Origin of the sequence: Sphingomonas silueang (assembly GCF_040049155.1) — a bacterium.
In the GTDB taxonomy this organism is placed as follows: domain Bacteria; phylum Pseudomonadota; class Alphaproteobacteria; order Sphingomonadales; family Sphingomonadaceae; genus Sphingomonas; species Sphingomonas silueang.
Genome location: NZ_JBDZDK010000015.1, coordinates 1 through 21,814 on the forward strand (window position 1 = coordinate 1; position 21,814 = coordinate 21,814).

Sequence of the window (21,814 nt, forward strand, 5' to 3'; positions counted from 1 at the left end):
TATGGTGGTTGTAACGAGACATATGAGCCAGCTTAAACTTTAAACGATCCAAAACCACCTTGAATGGCCCAGACCGCAAGCCGCCGCCCACATGTCCCTTCATCTAAACTACAATGTCAAAGAGCGAGACGAAAATACCGGCGTCGCATCCTGACCCCTTTTTGAGGAGGGGCGGTGCGTCGCCTGCTTTTCGCTGCTCCGGTGAAGCGTTCCTGGTGGCTCGCCCCGTCCGGTGAACAGCCCTCTACGGGCGGTGACGCAGACCGTCAACGACTTTTTGCATTTTTATGTCGGGAAGGTTTCAGATCGGCGGATTTCCGCCGGTTTACGCGGATGCAACGGCATCTGGTACAGGCGGTCCCGATGACTTCTTCCCCCGAATCAGCGGCGGTTGCGCCCGAATCACGCGAATCGCTGGGCCGGCAGGTCCGATCGGCGGTGCTATGGCGGTCGGGAAGCCAGATCGCGGGGCAGCTGATCGCGTGGGGATCGACCTTCCTCGTCATCCGCATGCTGACGCCGGCCGATTACGGACTCGTCGCGATGACGGGTGTGGTGTTGATGCTGCTCAACATGCTGAACGGGCACGGCCTCGCCAATGCGCTGATCCAGCACGGCGAGGTCAATCGGCGACAGCAGCGCCAGGTGCTTGGCATGCTCCTGCTGCTGAACGGGGCGCTGGCGCTGGTCCAGTTCCTCGTCGCGCCACTGGTAGCGCGCTTCTATGCCGCCCCGATGGTCGCCGAGCTGCTGCGGGTGCAGACGCTGCTCTATCTGACGACGCCGTTCCTCTCCTTCGCCTATGCGCTGCTGGCGCGCGAGATGGCGTTCCGCTGGCAGGCGCAGGTCAATCTGCTGTCGTCGGTCGCGGGGGCGCTGGCGTCCGTCGCCGGCGCCTATGGCGGGCTGGGCGTGTGGACGCTGGTGCTGGCGCCGATCGTGCTGTTCGCCACCCGCGCGGTCGGGTTGATGATCGCCGCCCGCGCATGGATGTGGCCGAGCTTCGATTTCCGCGGTGCGGGCCATCTCGCGCGCTATGGCGGGATCGTCGCGGGGGCGAGCCTGCTCGGCTTCGCGCAGAGCCAGGCCGACATCATCGTCGCCGGGCGATCGTTCGATTCGCACGCGGTCGGCATCTATACCACCGCGCTGTTCCTGACCCAGATCTTCACCAACAAGGTCGTGCCGCCGCTGAACGAGGTCGCCTTTTCCGCCTATGCCCGGATGCAGCATGACGCGGCGGCGGTGGCGGAAGGCTTCGCGCGGTCGGTCCGGCTCATCATGCTGGTGGCGATCCCCTTCTTCCTCGGGCTTGCGGTGACGGCGGAGCCGGTGGTCGCGCTGGCGCTGGGCGACCAGTGGCGGGAGGCGGCGCCGCTGGTGACGCTGCTCGGCATCGCCATGCCGTTCTGGACGCTGCAGGCGCTGTTCCCGTCTGCGGTGGACGCGATGGGGCGTCCGGGAACCACGGCGGGCACGACCGCGGTGGGGGCGATATTGCTCCCCCTCGCCTTTCTGGTCGGGGGACGGTTCGGCATCCACGGCATCGCCGCGGCATGGATCGTGGCGCATCCGATCCTGCTGGCGATCGTCGCGATGCGGGCGCTGCCGATCATCGGCCTGCCGCCGCGCCGGTTCGTTCGCGCGCTGCTGCCCGCCTTCGCTGCCGGGGTGGCGATGGTGGCGGCGGTTCTGGGCGTGCAGGCGCTGGCGATGCCGCAGACCCATGTCGCCCGGCTGGCGCTGGCGGTCGGGGTCGGCGGCGCGGCCTATGGGCTGTTCCTGCTGGCCTTCGCCCGGCAGGCGGTCGTGCAGGCGATCGCGCTCGTTCGCGGGCGTTAGCAGGCGTTAGCGCAGCCGCCGGATCGCGGCGCGGGTCGCGTTCAGATAGTTGCAGCCCCGGAAACGATGCGTCCCGATGAAATGGACGAACGCCGGATCGGGCGGCAGCGGCATGTTCCAATGGTTGAGATAGCGGTCGTAGGGCAGCAACAGCGGATCGTGCCCGTTGGCGATCATGAAATTCGACGTCACCTGCTCGCTGCCCCAGCGTGCCCAGCCCGCCGCGCCGATCGCATCGGCCATCGCCGCGGAGAAGCCGCAGGCCAGTTCGCGCCCCGGCCCGCCGGGCGCGAAACCGGCGAACCCCGAACAGCCGCGCACATAGCGCAGCCGCCCGCCGTCCCGCACCCGGCCCAGCGCCGCTTCCGCCGCATCCTGCACATGCAGCCCCGGCGCGCGCGGATCGATGCCGGCATGATCGGCCGCCACGGCATGGACATCGCGCAACACCGCGCTCGCCTCCCCGCGCAGGGTGAAGTCGCGGCCCGCATCGATCGCCGCGCGCACCTCGGGCATGTCGCCCAGCGACACCGTGTCCGAATCGACCTGGATGACATAGGCGTCGGCGCGCAGGTCGAGGATGGCGAGCAACCGCTCCCACGTGCCCCCGCGCGGACAGTCGCCGGTATCCACCGCCGCGATCGACAGGATGCGCGGATCGCCGAGCTGCGCCGCGAGCAGCGCATGATCGGCCGCGGTCAGCGTGCCGTCGTCGAGGATCACCACCCGCCCACGCCCGAGGTTGCGATGGAGCGACTTCACCGCGACCAGATAGGGCAGCAGCACCGCCCGCCCGATCATCGAGAACAGGATGACCCCGTCGTCGCGCGGCACCAACGGCACCGTAGCGAGGATGCCCTTCGCCAGCCGGCGGTGCCAGCGCCGCTTGAGGTGCCAGTTCAGGTGCGCGGCGAGGGAGGCCATCGCCGTCCACTATCGCCGGGCGGTTAAGCGCACGTCAATGCCGCGCATCGCTGCCGGACGTTGACCGGTGATCGCAGTCGATCCGGGCATTCCCTGCGCTTCCGCGCCGATCCGCCGCAGGCGGGTGCCCCGCGCCCTTGAGACTTTGCCGGTTCGCGCGCATGGATCGGCCATGGGACAGGATCTGGACGACCCGGCCTATGCCGCCTTCGCCTGGCGGCGCTTCCGCCGGATGCTGGCATGGATGGCGCTGGTATCGCTCGGTGCGGCGCTGGTGGCGCTGGCCGGGCTGTGGTGGTGGCTGGGGACGATGAACTGGGTGATCGCCGCCGCGACCATCGCCGGGGTCGGGCTGTCGGTATTGCTCGGCACCGCGTTGATGGGGCTGGTGTTCCTGAGCAACGGCTCGGGACATGACGCCGCGGTCGATGCCTTCAACGCATCGCGCGATCCGGGGCGCGATCCGGGGCGGGAGGGCGAGCGCTGACGCCCGGAACACGCCCATGCGAAAACCCGCCGGTCACGCATGGGCGACCGACGGGCGAAGCGTTTCGGCAGTCCCGGCCGATGCCGGGGTGCGCGGCCTTACTTGATCTTCGCTTCCTTGAAGTCGACATGCTTGCGCACGACCGGGTCATACTTGCGGAAGGTCAGCTTCTCGGTCTGGTTGCGCGGGTTCTTCTTGGTGACGTAGAAGAAGCCGGTGTCGGCCGAGCTGACGAGCTTGATCTTGACGGTGGTCGGCTTTGCCATGACCCAAAAACCCCTTGGGCCTGACGCCCGTGAAATGACAACGAAAAGCGGCCCGCCGATGCGCGGACCGCTGCATGACCGGTGCCCTTGGGCCAGCGTCGCGCGAAAGTCAAGGCGGCGTGCCTTCACGCCCTCGTAACGAACTGGAGATAGCTTCCAAAACAGCGTGTTGGAGGAGGATTTATGCGGATCGAGTCGGCCCATATCGATGCGGAACATGCCCTGCGGTGCCACCCGGCGAGCAGCCGTGCCGCCGAGATCGATGCGATTCGCGCGATCGCGACCGCGCAGGACAGCCTGCCCGCGCTGTCGGTGCTGGCGGCGGTCGATGCCGCCCTTGCGCGCGGCGAGCGGCGCTCGATCGCCGAACTGACCGCGCTCGCCCGCGAAGCCGTGCGCTGCGGCAGGCGCGACGCCGCGACCGCGCAGAGCTTCGCCGCCGCCTGCGCCGTGCGCCTCGCCGACTGACACGCTTGGACCCGCTCGTCCCTGCATTCGTCGCGGTGCTGCTGGCCGGATGTACCGACCGGCCCGCGCTGCTGGCGGCGGTGCTGGCCGACCGGCACGGCGCGCAGGCGGTGTGGCCGGGCGCGGTGCTGGCGCTGGCGGCGGGATTCGCGCTGTCGGCGGTCGGGGGCGTGGTGATCGCGCCGCACCTGACCCCGAACGCGCGCGGGCTGTTGCTGGCACTGGGGTTGCTGTCCGCCGGGGGCGCGGCATTGTGGCCCCCGCGCGGGTTCGACCGGCTGGAGGGGTGGCGGCTGCCCGGCGCGCTCAAGGCGCTGTTCGGTACGCTGATCCTGATGCTGGGCGACCGCAGCCAGTTCCTCGTCTTCGCACTGGTCGCCCGCAATCCCGAACCTTGGCTCGGCGCGATCGGTGGCACGCTGGCGGGCGCGGTGCCCGTCGTCGCGGCGACGCTGCTGGGCGAGCGCAGCTGGACCCGGCTGCCGCGCAGGGCGATCGGCATCGTTGCGGGCAGCCTGCTGCTGGTCGTGGGCGCGGTCACGGGATTGGGCGCGCTGCGGCTGCTGTGATCCAGCCGTTCGATCAGCCTCCACGGTTTTTCGCATTGGCCGCCATGGGAAAGATTCGCCACGGCGATCGTTGCCCCCGCGAACCGAATATGGAGCAACCGCCATGGCCCAGATCAATCCCGCGCTCGACACGCCGACCGACCTGCCCAACAACAAGACCGTGACCGTCGCCGACGGGCTGAACGCCGCGCTGGCGGACTGTTTCACGCTCTACCTCAAGACCAAGAACTTCCACTGGCACGTCTCCGGCCCGCATTTCCGCGACTATCACCTGATGCTCGACGATCAGGCGTCGCAGATTCTCGCCGTGACCGACGTGATCGCCGAGCGGGTGCGCAAGACCGGCAACACCACGCTGCGCTCGATCGGCGACGTCGCCCGGCGCACCGCGATCAAGGACAATGACAAGGATTTCGTGAAGCCCGACGACATGCTCGCCGAACTGCGCGACGACAATCTCAAGCTGGTCGAGCGGCTGCGCGAGGCGCGCGAGGCGGCGGAGGACGCGGGCGATACCGCGACCAGCAGCCTTGCCGACGACTGGATCGACCAGGCCGAGGAACGCGCCTGGTTCCTGTTCGAAGCCGCCCGCAAGGGGTGATGCCGATGCGTCCCCTGCCGATGCCGATCGCGTCGGCGGGGGGAACCATGCCGTCCGCCCTGCGCTGTGCCGATTGCAAGCTGTCCGTATGGATTGTGGACCGGATCGGTGAGGGAACAGACGATGTTGAAATGGGCGGTGGTATTTCTGGTGGCCGGGCTGGTGCTCGGCGCGCTCGGCTTCGGCGGGATCGGCGGGGCGTTCGTCGGGATCGCCAAGATCCTGTTCTTCGTCGCGATCGCGGTGTTCGTGGTGCTGCTGATCCTCGGCCTGCTGGCGGGCAAGGGCGTCAAGAAGGCGCTCGACTGACGACGGACGGGGGGCGCGGCTGAATGCGCGCCTTCGCCGATTTGCTCGACCGGCTGATCTATACCCGGTCGCGCAACGCCAAGCTGGCGCTGATCGGCGACTATCTGCGCGCCACCCCCGATCCCGATCGCGGCTGGGCGATCGCCGCGCTGACCGGCGACCTCGACCTGCCCGCGGTCAAGCCCGCCGTCATCCGCGCGCTGATCGCCGAACGGACCGATCCGGTGCTGTTCGCGCTCAGCCGCGATTTCGTGGGCGACACCGCCGAGACGGTGGCGCTGCTATGGCCCGATCCGCCGGGCGGCCCGGCCGATGCGCCGCCGCTGACGCTCGACCACGTCGTCACCACCCTCGCCACCCTGTCGCGCGCGCAGGCGCCGGCGGCGCTGGCGGCGATGCTCGACCGGCTCGAATCGGACGAACGCTATGCCCTGCTGAAGCTGGCGACCGGGGGCCTGCGCGTCGGTATCTCGGCGCGGCTGGCCAAGACCGCACTGGCGCAGGCGTTCGGCCTCGACGTCGATGCGGTGGAGGAGGTGTGGCACGGCCTCGCCCCGCCCTATGCCGCGCTGTTCGCCTGGGCCGACGGCCGCGGGGAACAGCCGCATGCCGCCGACCTGCCGGTGTTCCGCCCGTTCATGCTCGCGCATCCGCTCGACGATCTGGTCGTCGACCTGAACGACTATGCCGCCGAGTGGAAATGGGACGGCATCCGGGTGCAGCTGGTCCGCGCCGGGGGCCAGACCCGGCTCTACAGCCGCGGCGGCGACGACGTGACCGCCGCCTTTCCCGAAGTGGCCGCCGCCTTCGGGATCGACGGCGTGCTCGACGGCGAACTGCTGGTGCGCGGCGATGAACAGGGCGCGGCGCTGCATGCCGAGGATGCCGGAGCGGCCAGCTTCAACGCGCTGCAACAGCGGCTGGGGCGCAAGACGGTGTCGAAGGCGATGCTGGCCGACTATCCCGCCTTCGTCCGACTCTACGATATCCTGTTCGACGGCGCGCAGGATCTGCGCGACCTGCCGTGGACGGCGCGGCGGGCGCGGCTGGAGGCGTTCGTGCCCCGGCTCGATCCGGCGACGTTCGATCTGTCGCGCCTGATCGACGCCACCGATTTCGCCGCGCTCACCGCCTTGCGCGCGGGCGCACGCGATTCGGCGATCGAGGGCGTCATGCTGAAGCGCCGCACATCCCCCTATGTCGGCGGGCGGCGCGTCGGGCTGTGGTACAAGTGGAAGCGCGATCCGCTCGTCGCCGATTGCGTGCTGATGTACGCCCAGCGCGGCAGCGGCAAGCGGTCGTCCTTCTACAGCGACTATACCTTCGGCTGCTGGACCGCCGATCCGGCCGCGGGCGGCGAGCTGCTGCCGGTGGGCAAGGCCTATTCGGGGTTCACCGATGCCGAGCTGAAGGACCTCGACCGCTTCGTGCGCCAGCACACCACGGCGCGCTTCGGCCCGGTGCGCGAGGTCGAGAAGTCGCTGGTGTTCGAGGTCGCGTTCGATTCGATCCATGCGTCGAAACGGCACAAGTCGGGCGTCGCGATGCGCTTTCCCCGCATCAGCCGCATCCGCCGCGACAAGCCCGCCGTGGAGGCGGATCACATTGCGACGCTGCTGAAGCTGGTCAGTTGACCGGCGCGGCGGGTTCCAGCGCGATCTCGAACAGCGTCGGCCACCATTTGCCGGTCACGAACAGCCGCTTGCCCGCCGCGTCCCATGCGATGCCGTTCAGCACCGCTTCGGGATCGAGCGCCCCCAGTTCGGCCCGCAACGGCGACAGGTCGACCAGTGCGTCGACCGCGCCGGTCGCGGGATCGATCCGCACGATATAGTCGCGGTGCCAGATATTGCCCCACAGCTTGCCGTCGATCATCTCCAGCTCGTTGAGGTTGTGGACCGGGCGGCCGTTCGCCGTCACCGTCAAGCGGCGGCGCTCCCTGAACGTCTTCGGATCGACGAAGCGCAGCTCGGGCGTGCCGTCCGACAGGATCAGCGAGTTGCCGTCGCTGGCCAGCCCCCAGCCCTCGCCCGGATAGCGTGCCTGGCCGATGGATTTCAGCGTCGAACGGTCCCAGCGATGGGCGATCCCGTCGGTCCAGGTCAGGCTGACCAGCGCCTTGCCGTCCAGTGCCAGCCCCTCGCCGAACTGCCTGCCGGGCAGTTTCGTGCGGGCCAGCACCTTGCCGTCCGACAGGCGCACCCGGCGCACGTCGCTCACCCCCGGCTGGCCGGTGCTTTCGTAGAGGTCGCCGTCGGCCCACACCAGTCCCTGGGTAAAGGCGGTGCGGTCGTGCGGATAGCGCGCGACGATCCGCGCGGCGATCCCTTCGACCGGCACCGGCGCGGTTGCGGCCGCCGGGGCGGGCGGCGAGGTCTGCGCGCCGACGGCAGGCGCGAGTAGCAGCGCGGGCAGCATCCAGGCGAACTTGGTCATCATCGCGCTATCGTCCTTCCTCGCTTGCCGCCGGCTGAACCGGTCAGAACGGCACTGCCGGACCCGCCGGCACGATGCCGGTCGGATTGATCTGGCGATGGCTGCGATAATAATGCGCCTTGATCTGGTCGAGGTCGATGGTGTCGGCAACGCCGGGCAGCGCCGCGATCCGCTCGGCCAGACCGCGCAAGCGGGGATAGTCGAGCAACCGGCGGACGTTGCACTTGAAATGCCCGTGATAGACGGGATCGAACCGCACCAGCGTGGTGAACAGCCGGATGTCCGCCTCGGTCAGCCGTTCGCCGACCAGCCAGTCGCCGGTCAGTCGTTGCTCCAGCCAGTCGAGCGTGGCGAACAATTCGCCGACCGCTTCGTCATAGGCCGCCTGCGTCGTCGCGAAGCCTGCGCGGTACACCCCGTTGTTGACCGCGCCATAGACGCGATCGTTGACCGCATCGATCTCGCCGCGCAGCTCGGCGGGGTAGAAATCGCCCGGCTTCGCGCCCAGCGCGTCGAACGCAGTGTTCAGCATGCGGATGATCTCGGACGATTCGTTGTTGACGATCCGCCCCTCGCGCTTGTCCCACAGCACCGGTACCGTGACCTTGCCGGTCATGCCGGGCTTCGCCTTCGCATAGAGTTGATGGAGATGATCCGCGCCGTTCACCGGATCGCCGCTGCCGCCGAACGCCTGCGCGAAGCTCCAGCCCTGCTCGCCCATCAGCGGCCCGACGACCGTCACCGGCAACAGCGCCTCCAGTCCCTTGAGCGCGCGCACCACCAGCGTGCGATGCGCCCAGGGACAGGCGAGGCTGACATAGAGGTGATAGCGATCCGCTTCGGCGCGGTATCCCGCCTGCCCGTCCGGCCCCGCCGATCCGTCGGAGGTCAGCCAGTCGCGAAAGCCGCTGTCGGCCCGCTGGAAATTGCCCCTGGCGTCGGTCGGTGCGACCGGCGTGTCGCTGGTCCACGCCCCGTCCTGCAACATGCCCATAGGTGCCCTCTCAGTCCGCCAGCTTCGCGTGTTGCCGCTCGGCCCAGTCGCGGCCCTCGTCACCGCCCCATAGCAGCCATGCGATATAGCCCGCCGACGGATCGTCGTCGTTGCCCCATTCGTGCGCCTTGGTATCCTTGTCGACCTTGTGCCGCGCGAAATAGCTGTGCATCGACTTCACATCGGCATCGGACAGCGGCTTGCCGTCGGCCAGTTGCTTCGCCCGCTTCACGCCGACCTCGGTGCCGCCGCGGTCGAACCGCTCGCGCAGCTTCAGTCCCTTTTCGGCGTTCGCCGCCATCTTCTTCGTCGGCTTATGCTCGTCGGCCATCGTCGCTCTCCTGATCGCTTGGGCCCAAGCGATCGGCGCGCGCCAGCGTTCCGTTACCAGAGCACGCCCTTCTCCGGCTGCAACGGCTTGGGCGCCGGATCGCCGATCGCCTGCAGCAGGTCGATCTCGATCGTGCGGCACATGGCGTTGAGCGGCAGGTCATGCACGGTATTGGCGAAGGGATCGACCAGATCCTCGCCGATCTGGAGCGTCGCGAGGAACATCAGCCCCGCGATACCCGACCCGAGCGGCGTGGCGATGCCCAGCGTCTCGACCAGCCCGATCGGCAGCAGCACGCAGAACAGCCGGGTGAACAGCGACGGGAAGAAGCGGTACTGGTTGGGCAGCGGGGTGTTCTTGATCCGCTCCATCCCCCCTTGCGCATTGGCGATATCGATCAGCACGCTTTCGAGGCTGGTCTGCTGGATGCTGTCGATCCAGCCGCGCCGCCGGCTTTCGGCGATGCGCGCGCCGGTACCGTCGAGCAGGCCGTTGGCCGGATTGGTCCGGCCCAGCGGATCGCCCGCCTCGTCGCGCGACAGGAAGCGGTGGACCTCGTCCTTCGGATCCTGCCGCCGCAGCTGGCAGCGCAGCGCATGGACATAGGCGATGTGGCGCAGCACGATCGACCGCTTCAGGTCGCGCTTCTCGCCGCTGTCCTCCGGCCCGATGAACGAGATGGCGCCACGCGCGAGATTGCGCGAGGCATTGATCATCAGTCCCCACAGCCCGCGCGCTTCCCACCAGCGGGCATAGGCCGAATTCACCCGGAAGCCGAGGAACAGCGCCAGCGCCGAACCGAACAGCGTCAGCGGCAGGCTGGGCGCGCGGAACGGCAGTACGAAATAGATGATCGTGACGATCACGTCCCACACGAACAGCGCGAGCGCCGGTTTCCAGACCTCGGCGACGATGCGGGTATAGCGGGGGGTAGCGGTGACGATCATGCCCCCGGTTACGCGCAACCCCATCCATGGTTGCGTTGCAAAATATTGCGAAATGTAGAAATCGCGCGCGCAAACGCCTATCACGCGGCGATGACGAACGACCTGATCCGCAATGCAGCATTGGTTTCAAAGGCTTGGCCCTATGAAGAGGCGCGCAAGCTGCTGAAGCGCTATCCGGACGGAAAGCCGGGCGGCGCGGCGATCCTGTTCGAGACGGGCTATGGCCCCTCGGGCCTGCCGCACATCGGGACGTTCAACGAAGTGCTGCGCACGACGATGGTGCGGCGCGCGTTCATGGAGCTGTCGGACCAGCCGACCCGGTTGATCGCCTTTTCCGACGATATGGACGGCTTGCGCAAGGTGCCGGACAATGTGCCGAACGGCGACATGCTGCGCGCGCATCTGGGCAAGCCGCTGAGCGAAATTCCCGATCCGTTCGGTACGCATGCCAGCTTCGCGGCGCACAACAACGCGCGGCTGCGCAGCTTCCTCGACCAGTACGGATTCGACTACGAGTTCGCCTCCTCGACCGACTATTATCGCGGCGGCAAGTTCGACGACGCGCTGAAGGGCGTGCTGCGCCACATCCAGGCGATCCTCGACATCATGCTGCCGACGCTTGGGGCGGAGCGCCGCGCGACCTATTCGCCGGTGCTGCCGATCAGTCCGAAGTCGGGCGTGGTGCTGCAGGTGCCGGTCGAGGTGCTCGATGCCGACACCGGCATGGTCGCGTTCGTCGACGAGGGCGAGCGGATCGAACAGTCGATCCTGTCGGGCGGCGCCAAGCTGCAATGGAAGGTCGACTGGGCGATGCGCTGGGTGGCGCTGGGCGTCGATTACGAGATGGCGGGCAAGGACCTGATCGATTCGGTCACGCAATCCTCGAAGATCGCGCGGGTGCTGGGCGCGCGCCCGCCCGAGGGCTTCAACTACGAGATGTTCCTCGACGAGCACGGCCAGAAGATCAGCAAGTCCAAGGGCAACGGCCTCAGCCTCGAACAATGGCTGACCTATGGCCCGCCCGAGAGCGTCGCCTTCTACGCCTATCGCGAGCCGAAGAAGGCCAAGCAGCTGCACCTCGGCGTCATTCCGCGTGCGATCGACGAATATTGGCAGTTCCGCGCCAATTACGCCGCGCAGCCGGTCGAACAGCGGCTCGGCAATCCGGTGCATCACATCCATGGCGGCGAACCGCCCGCCGATACGCTGCCGGTGACGTTCGGGCTGCTGCTGAACCTCGTCGGCGTGATGGGTGACGCGACCAAGCCGCAGGTGTGGGGCTATCTCGCCAACTATGTCGAGGATGCCTCGCCCGAACGCTACCCCGCGCTCGACGCGCTGATCGACCATGCGCTCGCCTATGTTCGCGACGTGGCCGAGCCGCCGGTGCGCCGCGCACCTACCGGGGTGGAGCGCGCCGCGCTCGAACGGCTCGATGCCGAATTGGCGGCGATGCCCGCCGATGCGAGCGCGGAGGATATCCAGAACGTCGTGTACGAAATCGGCAAGACCGCCGGGTTCGACAGCTTACGCGACTGGTTCAAGGCCTGTTACGAAACGCTGCTCGGCACGCCGCAGGGGCCGCGCATGGGCAGCTTCATCGCGCTGTACGGCATCGACAATTCGCGCCGCCTGATCGCGGAGGCGCTGGCGCGGTAGCCATCGAACCGTTCGTGTCGAGCGAAGTCGAGACACCGCGCGGGGCATTCGTGCCCCGTCCCTCGACGATGCTCGGGACGAACGGTGTTCCGGCGGGGCCGACGTGGCCCTATCGCGCCGCCATCCGCCGGGCGAAATACACCTCCACCGCGCGGCGGACGCTCTGGGCGATGGCGCGGCGGCCCTCAACCGAATCGAGCCGCTCGGCATCCGCCTCGTTCGAGATATAGCCCGTCTCGAACAGGATCGAGGGCAGGTCGGGGGCCTTGAGCACCATCAGCGACGCCATGCGGTGGTAATTGGGCTTGAGCGGCACCTTGCCGCTCGCCTCGCGCCCCAGCAGCCGGGCGAAACCGGCGGAGGCATTCATCGTCTCGCGCTGGGTCAGGTCGATCAGGATCGAGGAGATGTCGGCGCTCTGCTTGCCGAGATCGATCCCGGCGAGGATATCCGCCTTGTTCTCCCGCGCGGCGAGGCGTGCCGCCTCGCGGTCCGACGCCACTTCGGACAGGGTATAGATGCTCGCCCCGGTCGCATTGGGATTGTCGGCACTGTCGCAGTGGACCGAGATGAACAGGCTGGCCCCCAGCCGCCGCGCGATGGCATAGCGTTCCTGGAGGACGAGGAACTCGTCGCGATCGCGGGTCAGCGCCACCCGCACCCGCCCGCCGTCGAGCAGTGCGTCGCGGATCGCCCGCGCCGCCTTCAGCGTCAAATCCTTTTCGCGCAAGCCGCTGTGCGGCGAGATCGCGCCGGGATCATGCCCGCCGTGCCCGGCATCGATCACCACCAGCGGCCGATCGCTGTCGCCCTGCACCCGGGGCAGCGCCAGCGTGCGGCGCCCCGGCGGCACGCGGACCGATGCCGCCGCGCGACGATCGACCACCACCGCCGCTGCCGACGACACCGGTACGCTCGCCGCCGCGACCAGCCCAGTCGAGAATTGCATCCGCGCATCGCGGGTGGCGCGCACGAAGCGCTCGCTGCCGACCCGTCGCATCGTAAGGGTGAGCTTGCGCCCCGAATCGGAGAAGCGCCCGGCGGTGACCAGCGCCGGTTCGGCCAGGTCGAACACGATCCGCGTCCCCTCGCTCCCGCGCGCGCCCAGCCGGACGTTGGCGACCGGGCCGCCCGCCTGCCGCCGCCCGCCGGGCACCGCGCCGTCGACGTCGAGCGCGATCCGGTCCGGCCCGGTCAGCGCGAAGCTCGCCGCCGCCGCGACGCTCTCGTCGAAGCGCACGACGATGCGGTCGTCGGACACCCGCACCTCCTCGACCGCGCGCGCCGCCGCGGGCGCGCCGCCGAACCAGATCGAAAGCATGGCGAGCATCCATCCCATGCCCTCCCCATGCCGTGGGTTCACGAACCCGGTCCAGTTCAAAACCATCGCGTCGGCACCTGTCCCACCTGTTGGTGATGCCGTGATGCGCCCATGGCCATCAACCCCGCGTGAACCAGCACGCTGAATCGCGCATTAACCTTTTGTTCGCATTTGCTACGCTAGCGCAACGATCCCCCCGGTCGCTGTTGCCGCTGTTGCCGTGTCGCGGGGGCGGTGCTACGCACTGATCCATGTCGGTCCGGCGCACAGCCGCTCGGGACCCGGCACATCCCCCCGCAGCGACCCCGCAGCGGGGCTAGTTCAGGTTGACGCTCGCATGTGGCAAGTTCCGTCCCGCCCCGCCCGCGCCGCTTTCGCGGCCGGCGTTCGGGCGACGGCTGTCCACCCGGAGGTTTCCGGGCTTGCCGCTCGAGCAGACGCATATCCCAGCAATCGCGCGCAGGCACGGGGCATGATCCCCGCCGCGCGCCATGGCGCGCCGACGCTCCGTTCGATCGTGCGCGCCCGGAGAGACTATCATGACCACGCGGATGCTGATCGACGCACGCCACCGGGAGGAGACCCGGGTCGCCGTCGTCAAGGGTAACCGGATCGAGGAATTCGATTTCGAATCGGCCGAGCGCAAGCAGCTCAAGGGCAATATCTATCTCGCCAAGGTGACGCGGGTCGAACCGTCGTTGCAGGCGGCGTTCGTCGATTACGGCGGCAATCGCCACGGCTTCCTCGCCTTCAGCGAAATCCATCCCGACTATTACCAGATCCCGAAGGAAGACCGCGACGCGCTGCTGGCCGAAGAGGCCGCACATGCCGCCGAGGAAGCCGCGCTGCGGGCGGGCGACCATGACGACGACATGGATTACGACGATCACGACCATGACGACGACCATGAAGGCGGCGTCGAGGTCGTCGAACGCGACGAGGACGAGGACGATCACGAAGCCGACGAGGAAGGCGAAACCCCCGCGCCGCGCGCCCGCAAGAACGGCGGCGACGATGCCGCGGTCGAGGCGCTGCGCCAGCGCCGCCTGAACCTGCGCCGTCGCTACAAGATCCAGGACGTGATCCGCCGGCGGCAGGTGCTGCTGGTGCAGGTCGTCAAGGAAGAGCGCGGCAACAAGGGCGCGGCGCTCACCACCTATCTGAGCCTTGCCGGTCGCTATTGCGTGCTGATGCCCAACACCGCGCACGGCGGCGGCATCTCGCGCAAGATCAGCTCGGCCGCCGACCGCAAGCGGTTGAAGTCGATCATGGCCGAACTGACGCTCCCGGCGTCGATGGGCTGCATCGTGCGCACCGCCGGGCTCCAGCGCAGCCGCCAGGAGATCAAGCGCGACTTCGACTATCTCGCCCGCCTGTGGGACGGCATCCGCGAACAGACGCTGACCTCGTCGGCACCCGCGCTGGTCTATGGCGACAGCGACCTCATCAAGCGCGCGATCCGCGACATCTACAACAAGGACATCGACGAGGTGATCGTCGAGGGCCCGGACGGCTTCCGCCATGCCAAGGATTACATGCGGCTGCTGATGCCCGCGCATGCCCGCCGGGTGAAGCAGTACGCCGACGCCGTGCCGCTGTTCCAGCGCGCACATGTCGAGGATCAGCTGGCCGCGATGTACAATCCGGTCGTGCAGCTCAAGTCGGGCGGCTATCTGGTCATCAACCCGACCGAGGCATTGGTGTCGATCGACATCAACTCGGGGAGGTCGACCCGCGAGCATAATATCGAGCAGACCGCCACCGCGACCAACCTCGAAGCGGCGCAGGAAATCGCGCGCCAGCTGCGGCTGCGCGACATGGCGGGCCTCGTCGTGATCGACTTCATCGACATGGATCACGGGTCCAACGTCCGCAAGGTCGAGAAGGCGATGAAGGAGGCGCTGAAGAACGATCGCGCCCGCATCCAGGTCGGCCGCATCTCCGCCTTCGGGCTGATGGAGATGAGCCGCCAGCGGCTGCGCACCGGCGTGCTCGAGGCATCGACCCGCCAGTGCCCGCATTGCGAGGGCACGGGTCTCGTCCGCACCGCCTCGTCGGCGGGCCTGTCCGCCCTCCGGCTGATCGAGGACGAGGCGGCGCGCGGACGCGGTTCGCTGATCGTGCTGCGCGCGAGCCAGGAAGCGGCGTTCTACGTCCTGAACAAGAAGCGCGCCGACATCGCCGAGGTCGAGGACCGCTATGGCGTGACCGTCGAGATCGTGCCCGACGCCGAGATCGAGGGCGCGCGCATGGCCGTCGAGGCGTCGGGCCCGCCGCCCGCGCATCCGCCGAAGATCGAGCCGCTGGTCGTCGTCGAGGACGAGGACGACGCCTATGACGAGATCGAGGAAGAGGATGACGTCGAGGTCGAGGAATCGGCCGTCGAGGAAGCGCCGCGCGCCCGCCAGGACGATGAGGGCGAGGGCCGCGGCAAGCGTCGCCGCCGCCGCCGCGGTCGTCGCGGTCGCAACCGCGAGGAAGGCGATACCGAGGAAAGCGCCGACGAGGGCGAAGGCGATGCCGACGCTGCCGAGGAAGAGGACGCCGAGGACGACGCCGCCGACGAGACGGTCGACGGCGAAGCGCCGGTTGCCGCCGAGGCGCACGACGACGGTGCCCGGCGCGACGGGCGCAAGCGCCGCCGCCGGGGCCGTCGCGGCGGTCGTCGCGGCGACGCTGCGTTCGATGCCGCCGATGGTGCGGTCGCGATCGGCGATCTTCCGGTCGAGGACGTCGAGCCGGTCGCCGAAGCCGTCGAGCCGGTCGCCGGGGAAGCCCCCGTCGCCGCGCCCGAGCCCGAGGTCGCGCCCGAACCGGCCCCCAAGCGCACCCGCCGCCGCCCGAGCGCGCGCGCCAAGGTCGCGCCCGCCGGTGACGCCGAAGCTGCCGCACCGGTCGAGCCGGTGACGATCGAGGCGGGGGATGCCGCGCCGGTCGTGACCCCGTCCGAACCGCCGGTCGCCGCCGCGCCGGTCGCCGAGGCAGCGCCCAAGCCCAAGCGCACCCGCCGCAAGAAGGCGGAACCCGCCGCCGAAGCGACCCCGGCACCGGTCGAGCCGGAGCCGGAGGCCGAAGCGGCCCCCGCACCCAAGCCCAAGCGTACCCGCCGCAAGAAGGTGGAAGCCGAAGCCGATCCCGCCCCGGTCGAAACCCCGGTCGCGGAAGCGGCACCCGCCGAACCGGTCGCTGCCGACCCGGTGGAAGCGGAGCCCGAAACCGAAACCGCCGGCGAGGACTCCCCGACCCCGCGTCGCGGCTGGTGGCAGCGCACCTTCGGCTGATCCCGCCGAAGCGGAGAGAACGAAAGGGCGGCACTTGCGGGTGCCGCCCTTTTTTGATCGGCGGATCAGATCGACGAACGTATCGACGCCATCACGACCGGCAGGCCACGAAGCGCGCTACCGCCGGACCAGCGCGTCTGCCCCGATGGTGATCCGCACCGCCAGCCCCTCCGGCTGCCAGTCGCGGACGATCGTGCCGCCCAGCTGCTGCTCGATGCTGAGCGCGGCCAGCTTGGTGCCGAAGCCGCTCGTATCGGGCGCCCCGTCGACCACCGGGCCGCCGCGTTCGCACCAGTCGAGGATCAGCAGGTCGCCCCGCCGGGTGCTGCCGAGCGTCACATGCCCCTGCGGACATGACAGCGCGCCGTATTTGGCAGCGTTGGTCGCCAGTTCGTGGAACACCAGCGCGATCGGCGTCGCGCCGCGATCGTCGATCGGCACGTCGTCGCCGGTGATGCTCCATTGGCTTGCGTCATAGGGTTGGAGCAGTTCGGCGAGGATATGGTGCAGCGTCGCGGCATCGCCGACCGTCGGGCGCGAACGCTCGCTGTGCGGCCGGGCAAGGTCGTGCGCCGCGCCCAGCGCCGCGATCCGTCCGGCCAGCCGGTCGGCAAAGGGCCGCGCCGCCGGGTCCTGCCGCGCGGACATGCGCAGCAGGCCGGTGATGACCGCGAAGATGTTCTTGATGCGATGGCTCAGCTCGCGGCTGAGGATCTCGTTCTGCTCGGCGGCGCGCTTGGCCGAATCGATGTCGGTGCAGGTCCCGATCCAGCGCACGATCGCATCGTCGGCCCCGCGCACCGGCAGCGCCCGCCCCAATACCCAGCGATAGACGCCGCTGTGATGGCGCAGGCGATATTCGATCTCGTAATCCTCGCCCGTGGTCAGGCTGTGCCGCCAGCGCGTCCACGCCCGATCCTGATCGTCGGGATGGAACATGCCGTTCCACCCCTCGCCGTCGGTCGAACCGTCGGGCATGCCGGTGAAGCGGTACCATTGCGCGTTGTAATAATCGTGATGGCCGTCGGGCCGCGTCGCCCACACCATCTGCGGCATGGCGTTGGTCAGCGTGTCGAGTTCGGCGCGGGTCGCCGCCCGGTCGCTCTCGGCGCGCAGTTCGGCCTCGTCGTCGGCGATGACCCCGACCCACCGGGTCGCGGTGCCCGAGGCGGACAGGATCGGACGCAGCGTCACCGTCCTGCGGTGCGGCCCGCGCGGCGTCGCGAAGGATACCGGCGCGGCGAATGCCTGTCCCTCGACGGCGCACGCCTGCCATGCCGCGCGAACCGCATCGATTTCGTCCGGCTGAAGCAGGTCGGTCCAGTAATCGGCAACCGTCCCGGCAGCGATCTCGTCGCGCCAGCGCCGGTTGCCCCACAGCATCCGCCCGTTCCCGTCGCCGATCCATGCCGCGACCGGCAACTGTTCCACGATATCGTGCCAGATCGGCGCTCCCGGTTCGATCGACGTCACTGGCGGCGCGGCCTGTGATCGTTCGGTCACCGCCGCCTCGGCCAGTATCGGTCGAAACCCTGCCGCGTTCGGGACCGGTCGGTTATCATGGGATAATCGCATCCCGAAATACTCGCATGACCGTTAACCTTGTCAACGTCGGCGAATATTCTATCGTCCGAAGGGACCAGCGACGAACTAATGGCTCGATCGGCGACGCTATTGTCGAACCATCCGGAATGGACCCATTGACGGGAACCATTATGCGTCGCATGCGCATCGTCATCGAAGGAGAATATCATGGCAGACGACGGTTCCGAACTGAATGCGATCGAGCTTGCGGCCGAACTGACGATTGCGTGGCTGAACAACGGCAATAATCGCGTCGCGGCGGAGGATGTTCCGGCGTTCCTTCAGACGATGCACGCGACGGTGCTCGGCCTCGCGTCCGGCGCTCCGGAGCAGGAAGAGGCCCAGCCGCAGCAGGACCATGTGCCCGCCGTATCGGTGCGCAAGTCGCTGGCGTCGAAGGACCACATCCTGTCGATGATCGACGGCAAGCCGTACAAGACGCTGCGCCGCCACCTCGCGGGTCATGGCCTGACCCCCGAAACCTATCGCGAGCGCTACGGCCTGCGTCCCGACTATCCGATGGTCGCCGAAACCTATTCGCAGAGCCGCCGCGACATGGCGAAGCGGATCGGCCTCGGCCGCAAGGCACGCACCACCGACGATGCCGCGCCCGCGGACGCCGAGACGGGCGAAGCGCCGCGCCGTCGCGGTCGCAAGCCCAAGGCCGCTGCCGAGTAAATGGTCCGGGGGGCGGCGCGCCCGCTCCCCCAACCCGATCAGCCAAGCGACCGGACCATGTCGCCCTGCCAGACATGGGTGCACAACTGCGCCTCGGGCGTGTCGGCGGGGTTGAGCGCGGCCACCGTCACCCAGCCCTGCCCGCGCAGCCGCGCCGCGACCGCCGGATCGGTGCCATGGGGCACGAACAGCCGCCGCCGCTCCTGCCGCCCGAGCCCCGCATCGAGCAGCGCATCGGCATAGAGCGAGAAGCCGACCGCCGATTCCTCGACGCCGTCGGCATGGCACACCGCATAGCTGCCGCCGCGCCCGACCTCGCCCAGCACCCCGCGCGCGAACAGCGAGAAGCCGAGCCATGTCTGATACTCGAACCCGTGCCGCTCGGTCGGGTCGAGCGTGACCGCGATATCGTCGCCCAGCGTCGCGACGATCGCCTCGATCGCATCGAGCCGGTCGGCGAAGCGCGCCGCACCGTCGGCGGTGCGCAGCCGGGCGAGGGCAGGCGCGAACGGCCCCGCCGCCTCGACCAGCGGCAGATAGGCGGGATCGATCGCCGCGACCCGCCCGGCGTCCTTGGCATCCAGCGCGGCGATCAACGCGGCGCGGTGGACCGGGGAGAGATCGCCCGCCAGCGTCGCGACCAGATCGGGCAGGGTGAAGTCGATCGACAGGCCGGTGACGCCCGCCGCGCGCAGCGCCTCGACCGCGACGGTGACGATCTCGATCGCGGCGCCCACGCTGTCCAGCCCGATCAGCTCCGCGCCGATCTGCCGCAGCGCGCGCCTGGGGCTGAGTTCGCTCGCGCGCAGCTTCAGCACCGGCCCGGCGTAGGACAGCCGCACCGGGCGCGGGTGGTGCCCCATGCGGGTGGCGGCGATGCGCGCGACCTGCGCGGTCAGGTCGGGCCGGATGGCGAGCGTGCGCTGGCTGACCGGATCGACGAAGCGCACCGCATCGGTGACGCGCGTGCCCTTCAGCCGCCCGGCCAGCCCCGCCTCGAACTCGGCGAGCGGCGGATCGACCTGCTCATAGCCATAGCCGTGCGCCACGCCGAGCACCGCATGCTCGAACCGGCGCAGGGCGTCGGCGGCGGGGGGCAGGCGATCGTGAAACCCTTCGGGCAGGAGGCCGGTATCGTGCATGGCACTTCCCCTAGCGGCTGCGGATGCAGCGGGAAAGCAGGCGTTGCGCGCGCGATCGGAAGGCAGGCTATCGCATCGATGGTGCGCGACTGGCCCGGTATCGAAACCTCTCCGTGCCTCCACGCCTCCGCGTGAATCAAATTCGGGTTCACGCGGAGGCGCGAAGACGCGGAGGTTCGCTCCCGGTCGGCGTCGCGACGATGTCGACCGTCATACGGCGCGCAGGTCTCCCGAACGAAAACGGGCTGCCGGGTCGCCCCGACAGCCCGCCCCTCGCCGATCGGACAGCGATCAGAAGGTCAGCGGCATCACCGTCTTGACGCCCGGCAGCGCGCGCACCTTGGCCACCAGCTCGGGGCTGACCGCTTCGTCGACCGACAGCAGCACGATCGCCTCGCCGCCCGCCTCGCGACGGCCGAGGTGGAAGGTGCCGATGTTGACGCCTGCCTCGCCCAGCGCGGTGCCGATGCGGCCGATGAAGCCCGGTGCGTCCTCGTTGACGACATAGAGCATGTGCCCCGCCAGATCGGCCTCGACCTTGATGCCGAACAGCTCGACGAGGCGCGGCTGGGCGTTGCCGAACAACGTGCCCGCAACCGAGCGCTCGCCCGCCTCGGTCTTGAGGCTGACGCGCACCAGCGTGTGGTAATCGCCCTCGCGGTCGTTGCGCACCTCGCGCACCTCGATGCCGCGTTCCTTGGCGAGGAAGGGCGCGTTGACCATGTTCACCGTGTCCGACTGCACCCGCAGGAAGCCCGCGAGCACCGCGCCGACGACCGGCTTCTGGTTCAGCTCGGCCGCCGCACCCTCGCTGTGGACCGAGACGCGCGCGATCACGCCGGTGGTCAGCTGCCCGACGAGGCTGCCGAGCTTCTCCGCCAGCGCCATGTACGGCTTGAGCCGCGGCGCTTCCTCCGCCGACAGCGAGGGCATGTTGAGCGCGTTGGTGACGCCGCCCGACACCAGATAGTCGGCCATCTGCTCGGCGACCTGGATCGCGACATTGACCTGCGCCTCGCTGGTCGATGCGCCCAGATGCGGGGTCGAGATGAAGTTGGGCGTGCCGAACAGCGGCGAATCCTTGGCCGGTTCGGTCTGGAACACGTCGAGCGCCGCGCCGCCGACCTGACCCGAATCGAGCGCCGCCTTCAGCGCCGCCTCGTCGATCAGCCCGCCGCGCGCGCAGTTGATGATGCGCACGCCCTTCTTGGTCCTGGCGATATTCTCCGCCGACAGGATGTTGCGCGTCTGGTCGGTCAGCGGCGTGTGCAGCGTGATGAAGTCGGCACGCGCCAGCAGCTGGTCCAGCTCGACCTTCTCGACGCCGATCTCCAGCGCGCGTTCCGGCGACAGGAACGGATCGAAGGCGATAACCTTCATCTTCAGCCCCTGCGCGCGGTCGGCGACGATCGAACCGATATTGCCCGCGCCGATCAGCCCCAGCGTCTTGGCGGTCAGCTCGACCCCCATGAAGCGGTTCTTCTCCCACTTGCCCGCCTGGGTCGAGGCATCGGCCTCGGGCAGCTGGCGGGCGAGCGCGAACATCAGCGCGATGGCGTGTTCGGCGGTGGTGATCGAATTGCCGAACGGGGTGTTCATCACCACCACGCCCGCCGCCGACGCCGCCGGGATATCGACGTTGTCGACGCCGATCCCGGCGCGGCCGACGACCTTCAGGTTGGTCGCGGCGGACAGGATGTCCTTGGTGACCCTGGTCGAGCTGCGGATGGCGAGGCCGTCATATTCGCCGATGATCGCCTTGAGCTCCTCGGGCGTCTTGCCGGTGATCTCGTCCACCTCGACCCCGCGTTCGCGGAAGATCTGGGCGGCTTTCGGGTCCATCTTGTCGGAAATCAGTACCTTGGGCATGTCAAATTCCTTCTCCCTCTCCCCTTCGGGGGAGAGGGCCGGGGAGAGGGGGAATCGGGGAGCGGGTGGAGGGGGCGTCTGCATGCCCCTCTCCCAACCCTCTCCC

General features: G+C 68.9%; 20 protein-coding genes. 10 read left to right on the plus strand and 10 right to left on the minus strand.

Features of this window, described 5'->3' with window-relative positions:
• Positions 1 to 363: 363 nt before the first annotated feature.
• The gene (locus ABLE43_RS14150; protein WP_348979083.1) at positions 364 to 1,842 is read left to right on the plus strand and encodes a lipopolysaccharide biosynthesis protein; all 1,479 of its coding nucleotides are present in this window, start codon (positions 364 to 366) and stop codon (positions 1,840 to 1,842) included.
• 6 nt (positions 1,843 to 1,848) lie between these two features.
• On the opposite strand, the gene ABLE43_RS14155 is transcribed toward ABLE43_RS14150, so the two are convergent.
• Positions 1,849 to 2,766 (minus strand): hypothetical protein, encoded by a 918-nt coding sequence (locus ABLE43_RS14155; RefSeq protein WP_348979084.1) that lies wholly within the window; start codon positions 2,764 to 2,766, stop codon positions 1,849 to 1,851.
• Positions 2,767 to 2,938: 172 nt separating this feature from the next.
• On the opposite strand from ABLE43_RS14155, the gene ABLE43_RS14160 reads away from it, so the two are divergent.
• Positions 2,939 to 3,253, plus strand: coding sequence for a hypothetical protein (locus ABLE43_RS14160; protein WP_348979085.1), 315 nt, complete (start codon positions 2,939 to 2,941; stop codon positions 3,251 to 3,253).
• A gap of 98 nt (positions 3,254 to 3,351) precedes the next feature.
• On the opposite strand, the gene rpmG is transcribed toward ABLE43_RS14160, so the two are convergent.
• The gene (gene rpmG, locus ABLE43_RS14165; RefSeq protein WP_055761635.1) at positions 3,352 to 3,519 is read right to left on the minus strand and encodes a 50S ribosomal protein L33; all 168 of its coding nucleotides are present in this window, start codon (positions 3,517 to 3,519) and stop codon (positions 3,352 to 3,354) included.
• Between the two features lie 183 nt (positions 3,520 to 3,702).
• Between rpmG and ABLE43_RS14170 the strand changes: the two genes are divergently transcribed.
• The 5 genes from ABLE43_RS14170 to ABLE43_RS14190 all read left to right on the plus strand — a co-directional run bounded on the left by ABLE43_RS14170 (position 3,703) and on the right by ABLE43_RS14190 (position 7,100).
• Complete coding sequence (locus tag ABLE43_RS14170) at positions 3,703 to 3,987, plus strand: hypothetical protein (protein ID WP_348979086.1); 285 nt, start codon at positions 3,703 to 3,705, stop codon at positions 3,985 to 3,987.
• Positions 3,988 to 3,992: 5 nt separating this feature from the next.
• On the plus strand, positions 3,993 to 4,556 hold the full coding sequence (locus ABLE43_RS14175) for a TMEM165/GDT1 family protein (RefSeq protein ID WP_348979087.1): 564 nt from the start codon (positions 3,993 to 3,995) through the stop codon (positions 4,554 to 4,556).
• A 103-nt stretch (positions 4,557 to 4,659) separates the two neighbouring features.
• Positions 4,660 to 5,157 carry a Dps family protein gene (locus tag ABLE43_RS14180; protein WP_348979088.1) on the plus strand — a complete coding sequence of 166 codons (498 nt, stop codon included), beginning with the start codon at positions 4,660 to 4,662 and terminating at the stop codon, positions 5,155 to 5,157.
• Between the two features lie 123 nt (positions 5,158 to 5,280).
• Entirely contained in the window at positions 5,281 to 5,466 is a 186-nt protein-coding gene (locus ABLE43_RS14185; RefSeq protein WP_348979089.1) for a DUF1328 family protein, read from the plus strand.
• Between the two features lie 23 nt (positions 5,467 to 5,489).
• Positions 5,490 to 7,100: a cisplatin damage response ATP-dependent DNA ligase gene (locus ABLE43_RS14190; RefSeq protein WP_348979090.1), complete on the plus strand. Its 1,611-nt coding sequence runs from the start codon at positions 5,490 to 5,492 to the stop codon at positions 7,098 to 7,100.
• Here the strand turns inward: ABLE43_RS14190 and ABLE43_RS14195 are convergent.
• The 4 genes from ABLE43_RS14195 to ABLE43_RS14210 are packed head-to-tail and all read right to left on the minus strand — an operon-like array spanning position 7,093 to position 10,174.
• On the minus strand, positions 7,093 to 7,905 hold the full coding sequence (locus ABLE43_RS14195; RefSeq protein WP_348979091.1) for a glutaminyl-peptide cyclotransferase: 813 nt from the start codon (positions 7,903 to 7,905) through the stop codon (positions 7,093 to 7,095). The genes ABLE43_RS14190 and ABLE43_RS14195 overlap by 8 nt on opposite strands.
• 40 nt (positions 7,906 to 7,945) lie before the next feature.
• Positions 7,946 to 8,896, minus strand: a complete 951-nt coding sequence (locus ABLE43_RS14200; protein ID WP_348979092.1) for a glutathione S-transferase family protein — start codon at positions 8,894 to 8,896, stop codon at positions 7,946 to 7,948.
• A 10-nt stretch (positions 8,897 to 8,906) separates the two neighbouring features.
• Positions 8,907 to 9,227 (minus strand): hypothetical protein, encoded by a 321-nt coding sequence (locus tag ABLE43_RS14205; RefSeq protein ID WP_348979093.1) that lies wholly within the window; start codon positions 9,225 to 9,227, stop codon positions 8,907 to 8,909.
• A gap of 53 nt (positions 9,228 to 9,280) precedes the next feature.
• Positions 9,281 to 10,174: a bestrophin family protein gene (locus tag ABLE43_RS14210; protein WP_348979167.1), complete on the minus strand. Its 894-nt coding sequence runs from the start codon at positions 10,172 to 10,174 to the stop codon at positions 9,281 to 9,283.
• A 90-nt stretch (positions 10,175 to 10,264) separates the two neighbouring features.
• Here ABLE43_RS14210 and ABLE43_RS14215 point away from each other — a divergent pair, with 90 nt between their 5' ends.
• The gene (locus ABLE43_RS14215) at positions 10,265 to 11,833 is read left to right on the plus strand and encodes a lysine--tRNA ligase (RefSeq protein ID WP_348979094.1); all 1,569 of its coding nucleotides are present in this window, start codon (positions 10,265 to 10,267) and stop codon (positions 11,831 to 11,833) included.
• Between the two features lie 109 nt (positions 11,834 to 11,942).
• Here the strand turns inward: ABLE43_RS14215 and ABLE43_RS14220 are convergent, their stop codons facing one another.
• Complete coding sequence (locus ABLE43_RS14220; RefSeq protein ID WP_348979095.1) at positions 11,943 to 13,172, minus strand: N-acetylmuramoyl-L-alanine amidase; 1,230 nt, start codon at positions 13,170 to 13,172, stop codon at positions 11,943 to 11,945.
• Positions 13,173 to 13,693: 521 nt separating this feature from the next.
• Here ABLE43_RS14220 and ABLE43_RS14225 point away from each other — a divergent pair.
• A complete protein-coding gene (locus ABLE43_RS14225; protein WP_348979096.1) occupies positions 13,694 to 16,435 on the plus strand; it encodes an Rne/Rng family ribonuclease in 2,742 nt (913 codons plus the stop codon).
• Between the two features lie 117 nt (positions 16,436 to 16,552).
• Here ABLE43_RS14225 and ABLE43_RS14230 read toward each other — a convergent pair whose 3' ends face one another.
• Positions 16,553 to 17,938, minus strand: a complete 1,386-nt coding sequence (locus ABLE43_RS14230) for a sensor histidine kinase (protein WP_348979097.1) — start codon at positions 17,936 to 17,938, stop codon at positions 16,553 to 16,555.
• A gap of 249 nt (positions 17,939 to 18,187) precedes the next feature.
• On the opposite strand from ABLE43_RS14230, the gene ABLE43_RS14235 reads away from it, so the two are divergent.
• Complete coding sequence (locus tag ABLE43_RS14235; RefSeq protein WP_348979098.1) at positions 18,188 to 18,697, plus strand: Ros/MucR family transcriptional regulator; 510 nt, start codon at positions 18,188 to 18,190, stop codon at positions 18,695 to 18,697.
• Between the two features lie 38 nt (positions 18,698 to 18,735).
• Here ABLE43_RS14235 and ABLE43_RS14240 read toward each other — a convergent pair whose 3' ends face one another.
• Together ABLE43_RS14240 and serA are read right to left on the minus strand one after the other, a co-directional pair.
• Entirely contained in the window at positions 18,736 to 19,839 is a 1,104-nt protein-coding gene (locus tag ABLE43_RS14240) for an ATP phosphoribosyltransferase regulatory subunit (RefSeq protein ID WP_348979099.1), read from the minus strand.
• Positions 19,840 to 20,130: 291 nt separating this feature from the next.
• Entirely contained in the window at positions 20,131 to 21,708 is a 1,578-nt protein-coding gene (gene serA, locus ABLE43_RS14245) for a phosphoglycerate dehydrogenase (protein ID WP_348979100.1), read from the minus strand.
• Positions 21,709 to 21,814: the final 106 nt, after the last annotated feature.

What these genes read in the sequence shown, in the direction of transcription:
- ABLE43_RS14160 (WP_348979085.1), top strand. Translation starts at nt 2,939, where the DNA reads ATGGGACAGGATCTGGACGACCCGGCCTATGCCGCCTTCGCCTGGCGG.
- ABLE43_RS14225 (WP_348979096.1), top strand. Translation starts at nt 13,694, where the DNA reads ATGACCACGCGGATGCTGATCGACGCACGCCACCGGGAGGAGACCCGG.
- ABLE43_RS14170 (WP_348979086.1), top strand. Translation starts at nt 3,703, where the DNA reads ATGCGGATCGAGTCGGCCCATATCGATGCGGAACATGCCCTGCGGTGC.
- ABLE43_RS14185 (WP_348979089.1), top strand. Translation starts at nt 5,281, where the DNA reads ATGTTGAAATGGGCGGTGGTATTTCTGGTGGCCGGGCTGGTGCTCGGC.
- ABLE43_RS14155 (WP_348979084.1), bottom strand. Translation starts at nt 2,766, where the DNA reads ATGGCCTCCCTCGCCGCGCACCTGAACTGGCACCTCAAGCGGCGCTGG.
- ABLE43_RS14210 (WP_348979167.1), bottom strand. Translation starts at nt 10,174, where the DNA reads ATGATCGTCACCGCTACCCCCCGCTATACCCGCATCGTCGCCGAGGTC.
- ABLE43_RS14190 (WP_348979090.1), top strand. Translation starts at nt 5,490, where the DNA reads ATGCGCGCCTTCGCCGATTTGCTCGACCGGCTGATCTATACCCGGTCG.
- ABLE43_RS14235 (WP_348979098.1), top strand. Translation starts at nt 18,188, where the DNA reads ATGGCAGACGACGGTTCCGAACTGAATGCGATCGAGCTTGCGGCCGAA.
- ABLE43_RS14205 (WP_348979093.1), bottom strand. Translation starts at nt 9,227, where the DNA reads ATGGCCGACGAGCATAAGCCGACGAAGAAGATGGCGGCGAACGCCGAA.
- ABLE43_RS14195 (WP_348979091.1), bottom strand. Translation starts at nt 7,905, where the DNA reads ATGATGACCAAGTTCGCCTGGATGCTGCCCGCGCTGCTACTCGCGCCT.
- ABLE43_RS14215 (WP_348979094.1), top strand. Translation starts at nt 10,265, where the DNA reads ATGACGAACGACCTGATCCGCAATGCAGCATTGGTTTCAAAGGCTTGG.
- ABLE43_RS14180 (WP_348979088.1), top strand. Translation starts at nt 4,660, where the DNA reads ATGGCCCAGATCAATCCCGCGCTCGACACGCCGACCGACCTGCCCAAC.
- rpmG (WP_055761635.1), bottom strand. Translation starts at nt 3,519, where the DNA reads ATGGCAAAGCCGACCACCGTCAAGATCAAGCTCGTCAGCTCGGCCGAC.
- ABLE43_RS14200 (WP_348979092.1), bottom strand. Translation starts at nt 8,896, where the DNA reads ATGGGCATGTTGCAGGACGGGGCGTGGACCAGCGACACGCCGGTCGCA.
- ABLE43_RS14240 (WP_348979099.1), bottom strand. Translation starts at nt 19,839, where the DNA reads ATGCACGATACCGGCCTCCTGCCCGAAGGGTTTCACGATCGCCTGCCC.
- ABLE43_RS14220 (WP_348979095.1), bottom strand. Translation starts at nt 13,172, where the DNA reads ATGGGATGGATGCTCGCCATGCTTTCGATCTGGTTCGGCGGCGCGCCC.
- serA (WP_348979100.1), bottom strand. Translation starts at nt 21,708, where the DNA reads ATGCCCAAGGTACTGATTTCCGACAAGATGGACCCGAAAGCCGCCCAG.
- ABLE43_RS14150 (WP_348979083.1), top strand. Translation starts at nt 364, where the DNA reads ATGACTTCTTCCCCCGAATCAGCGGCGGTTGCGCCCGAATCACGCGAA.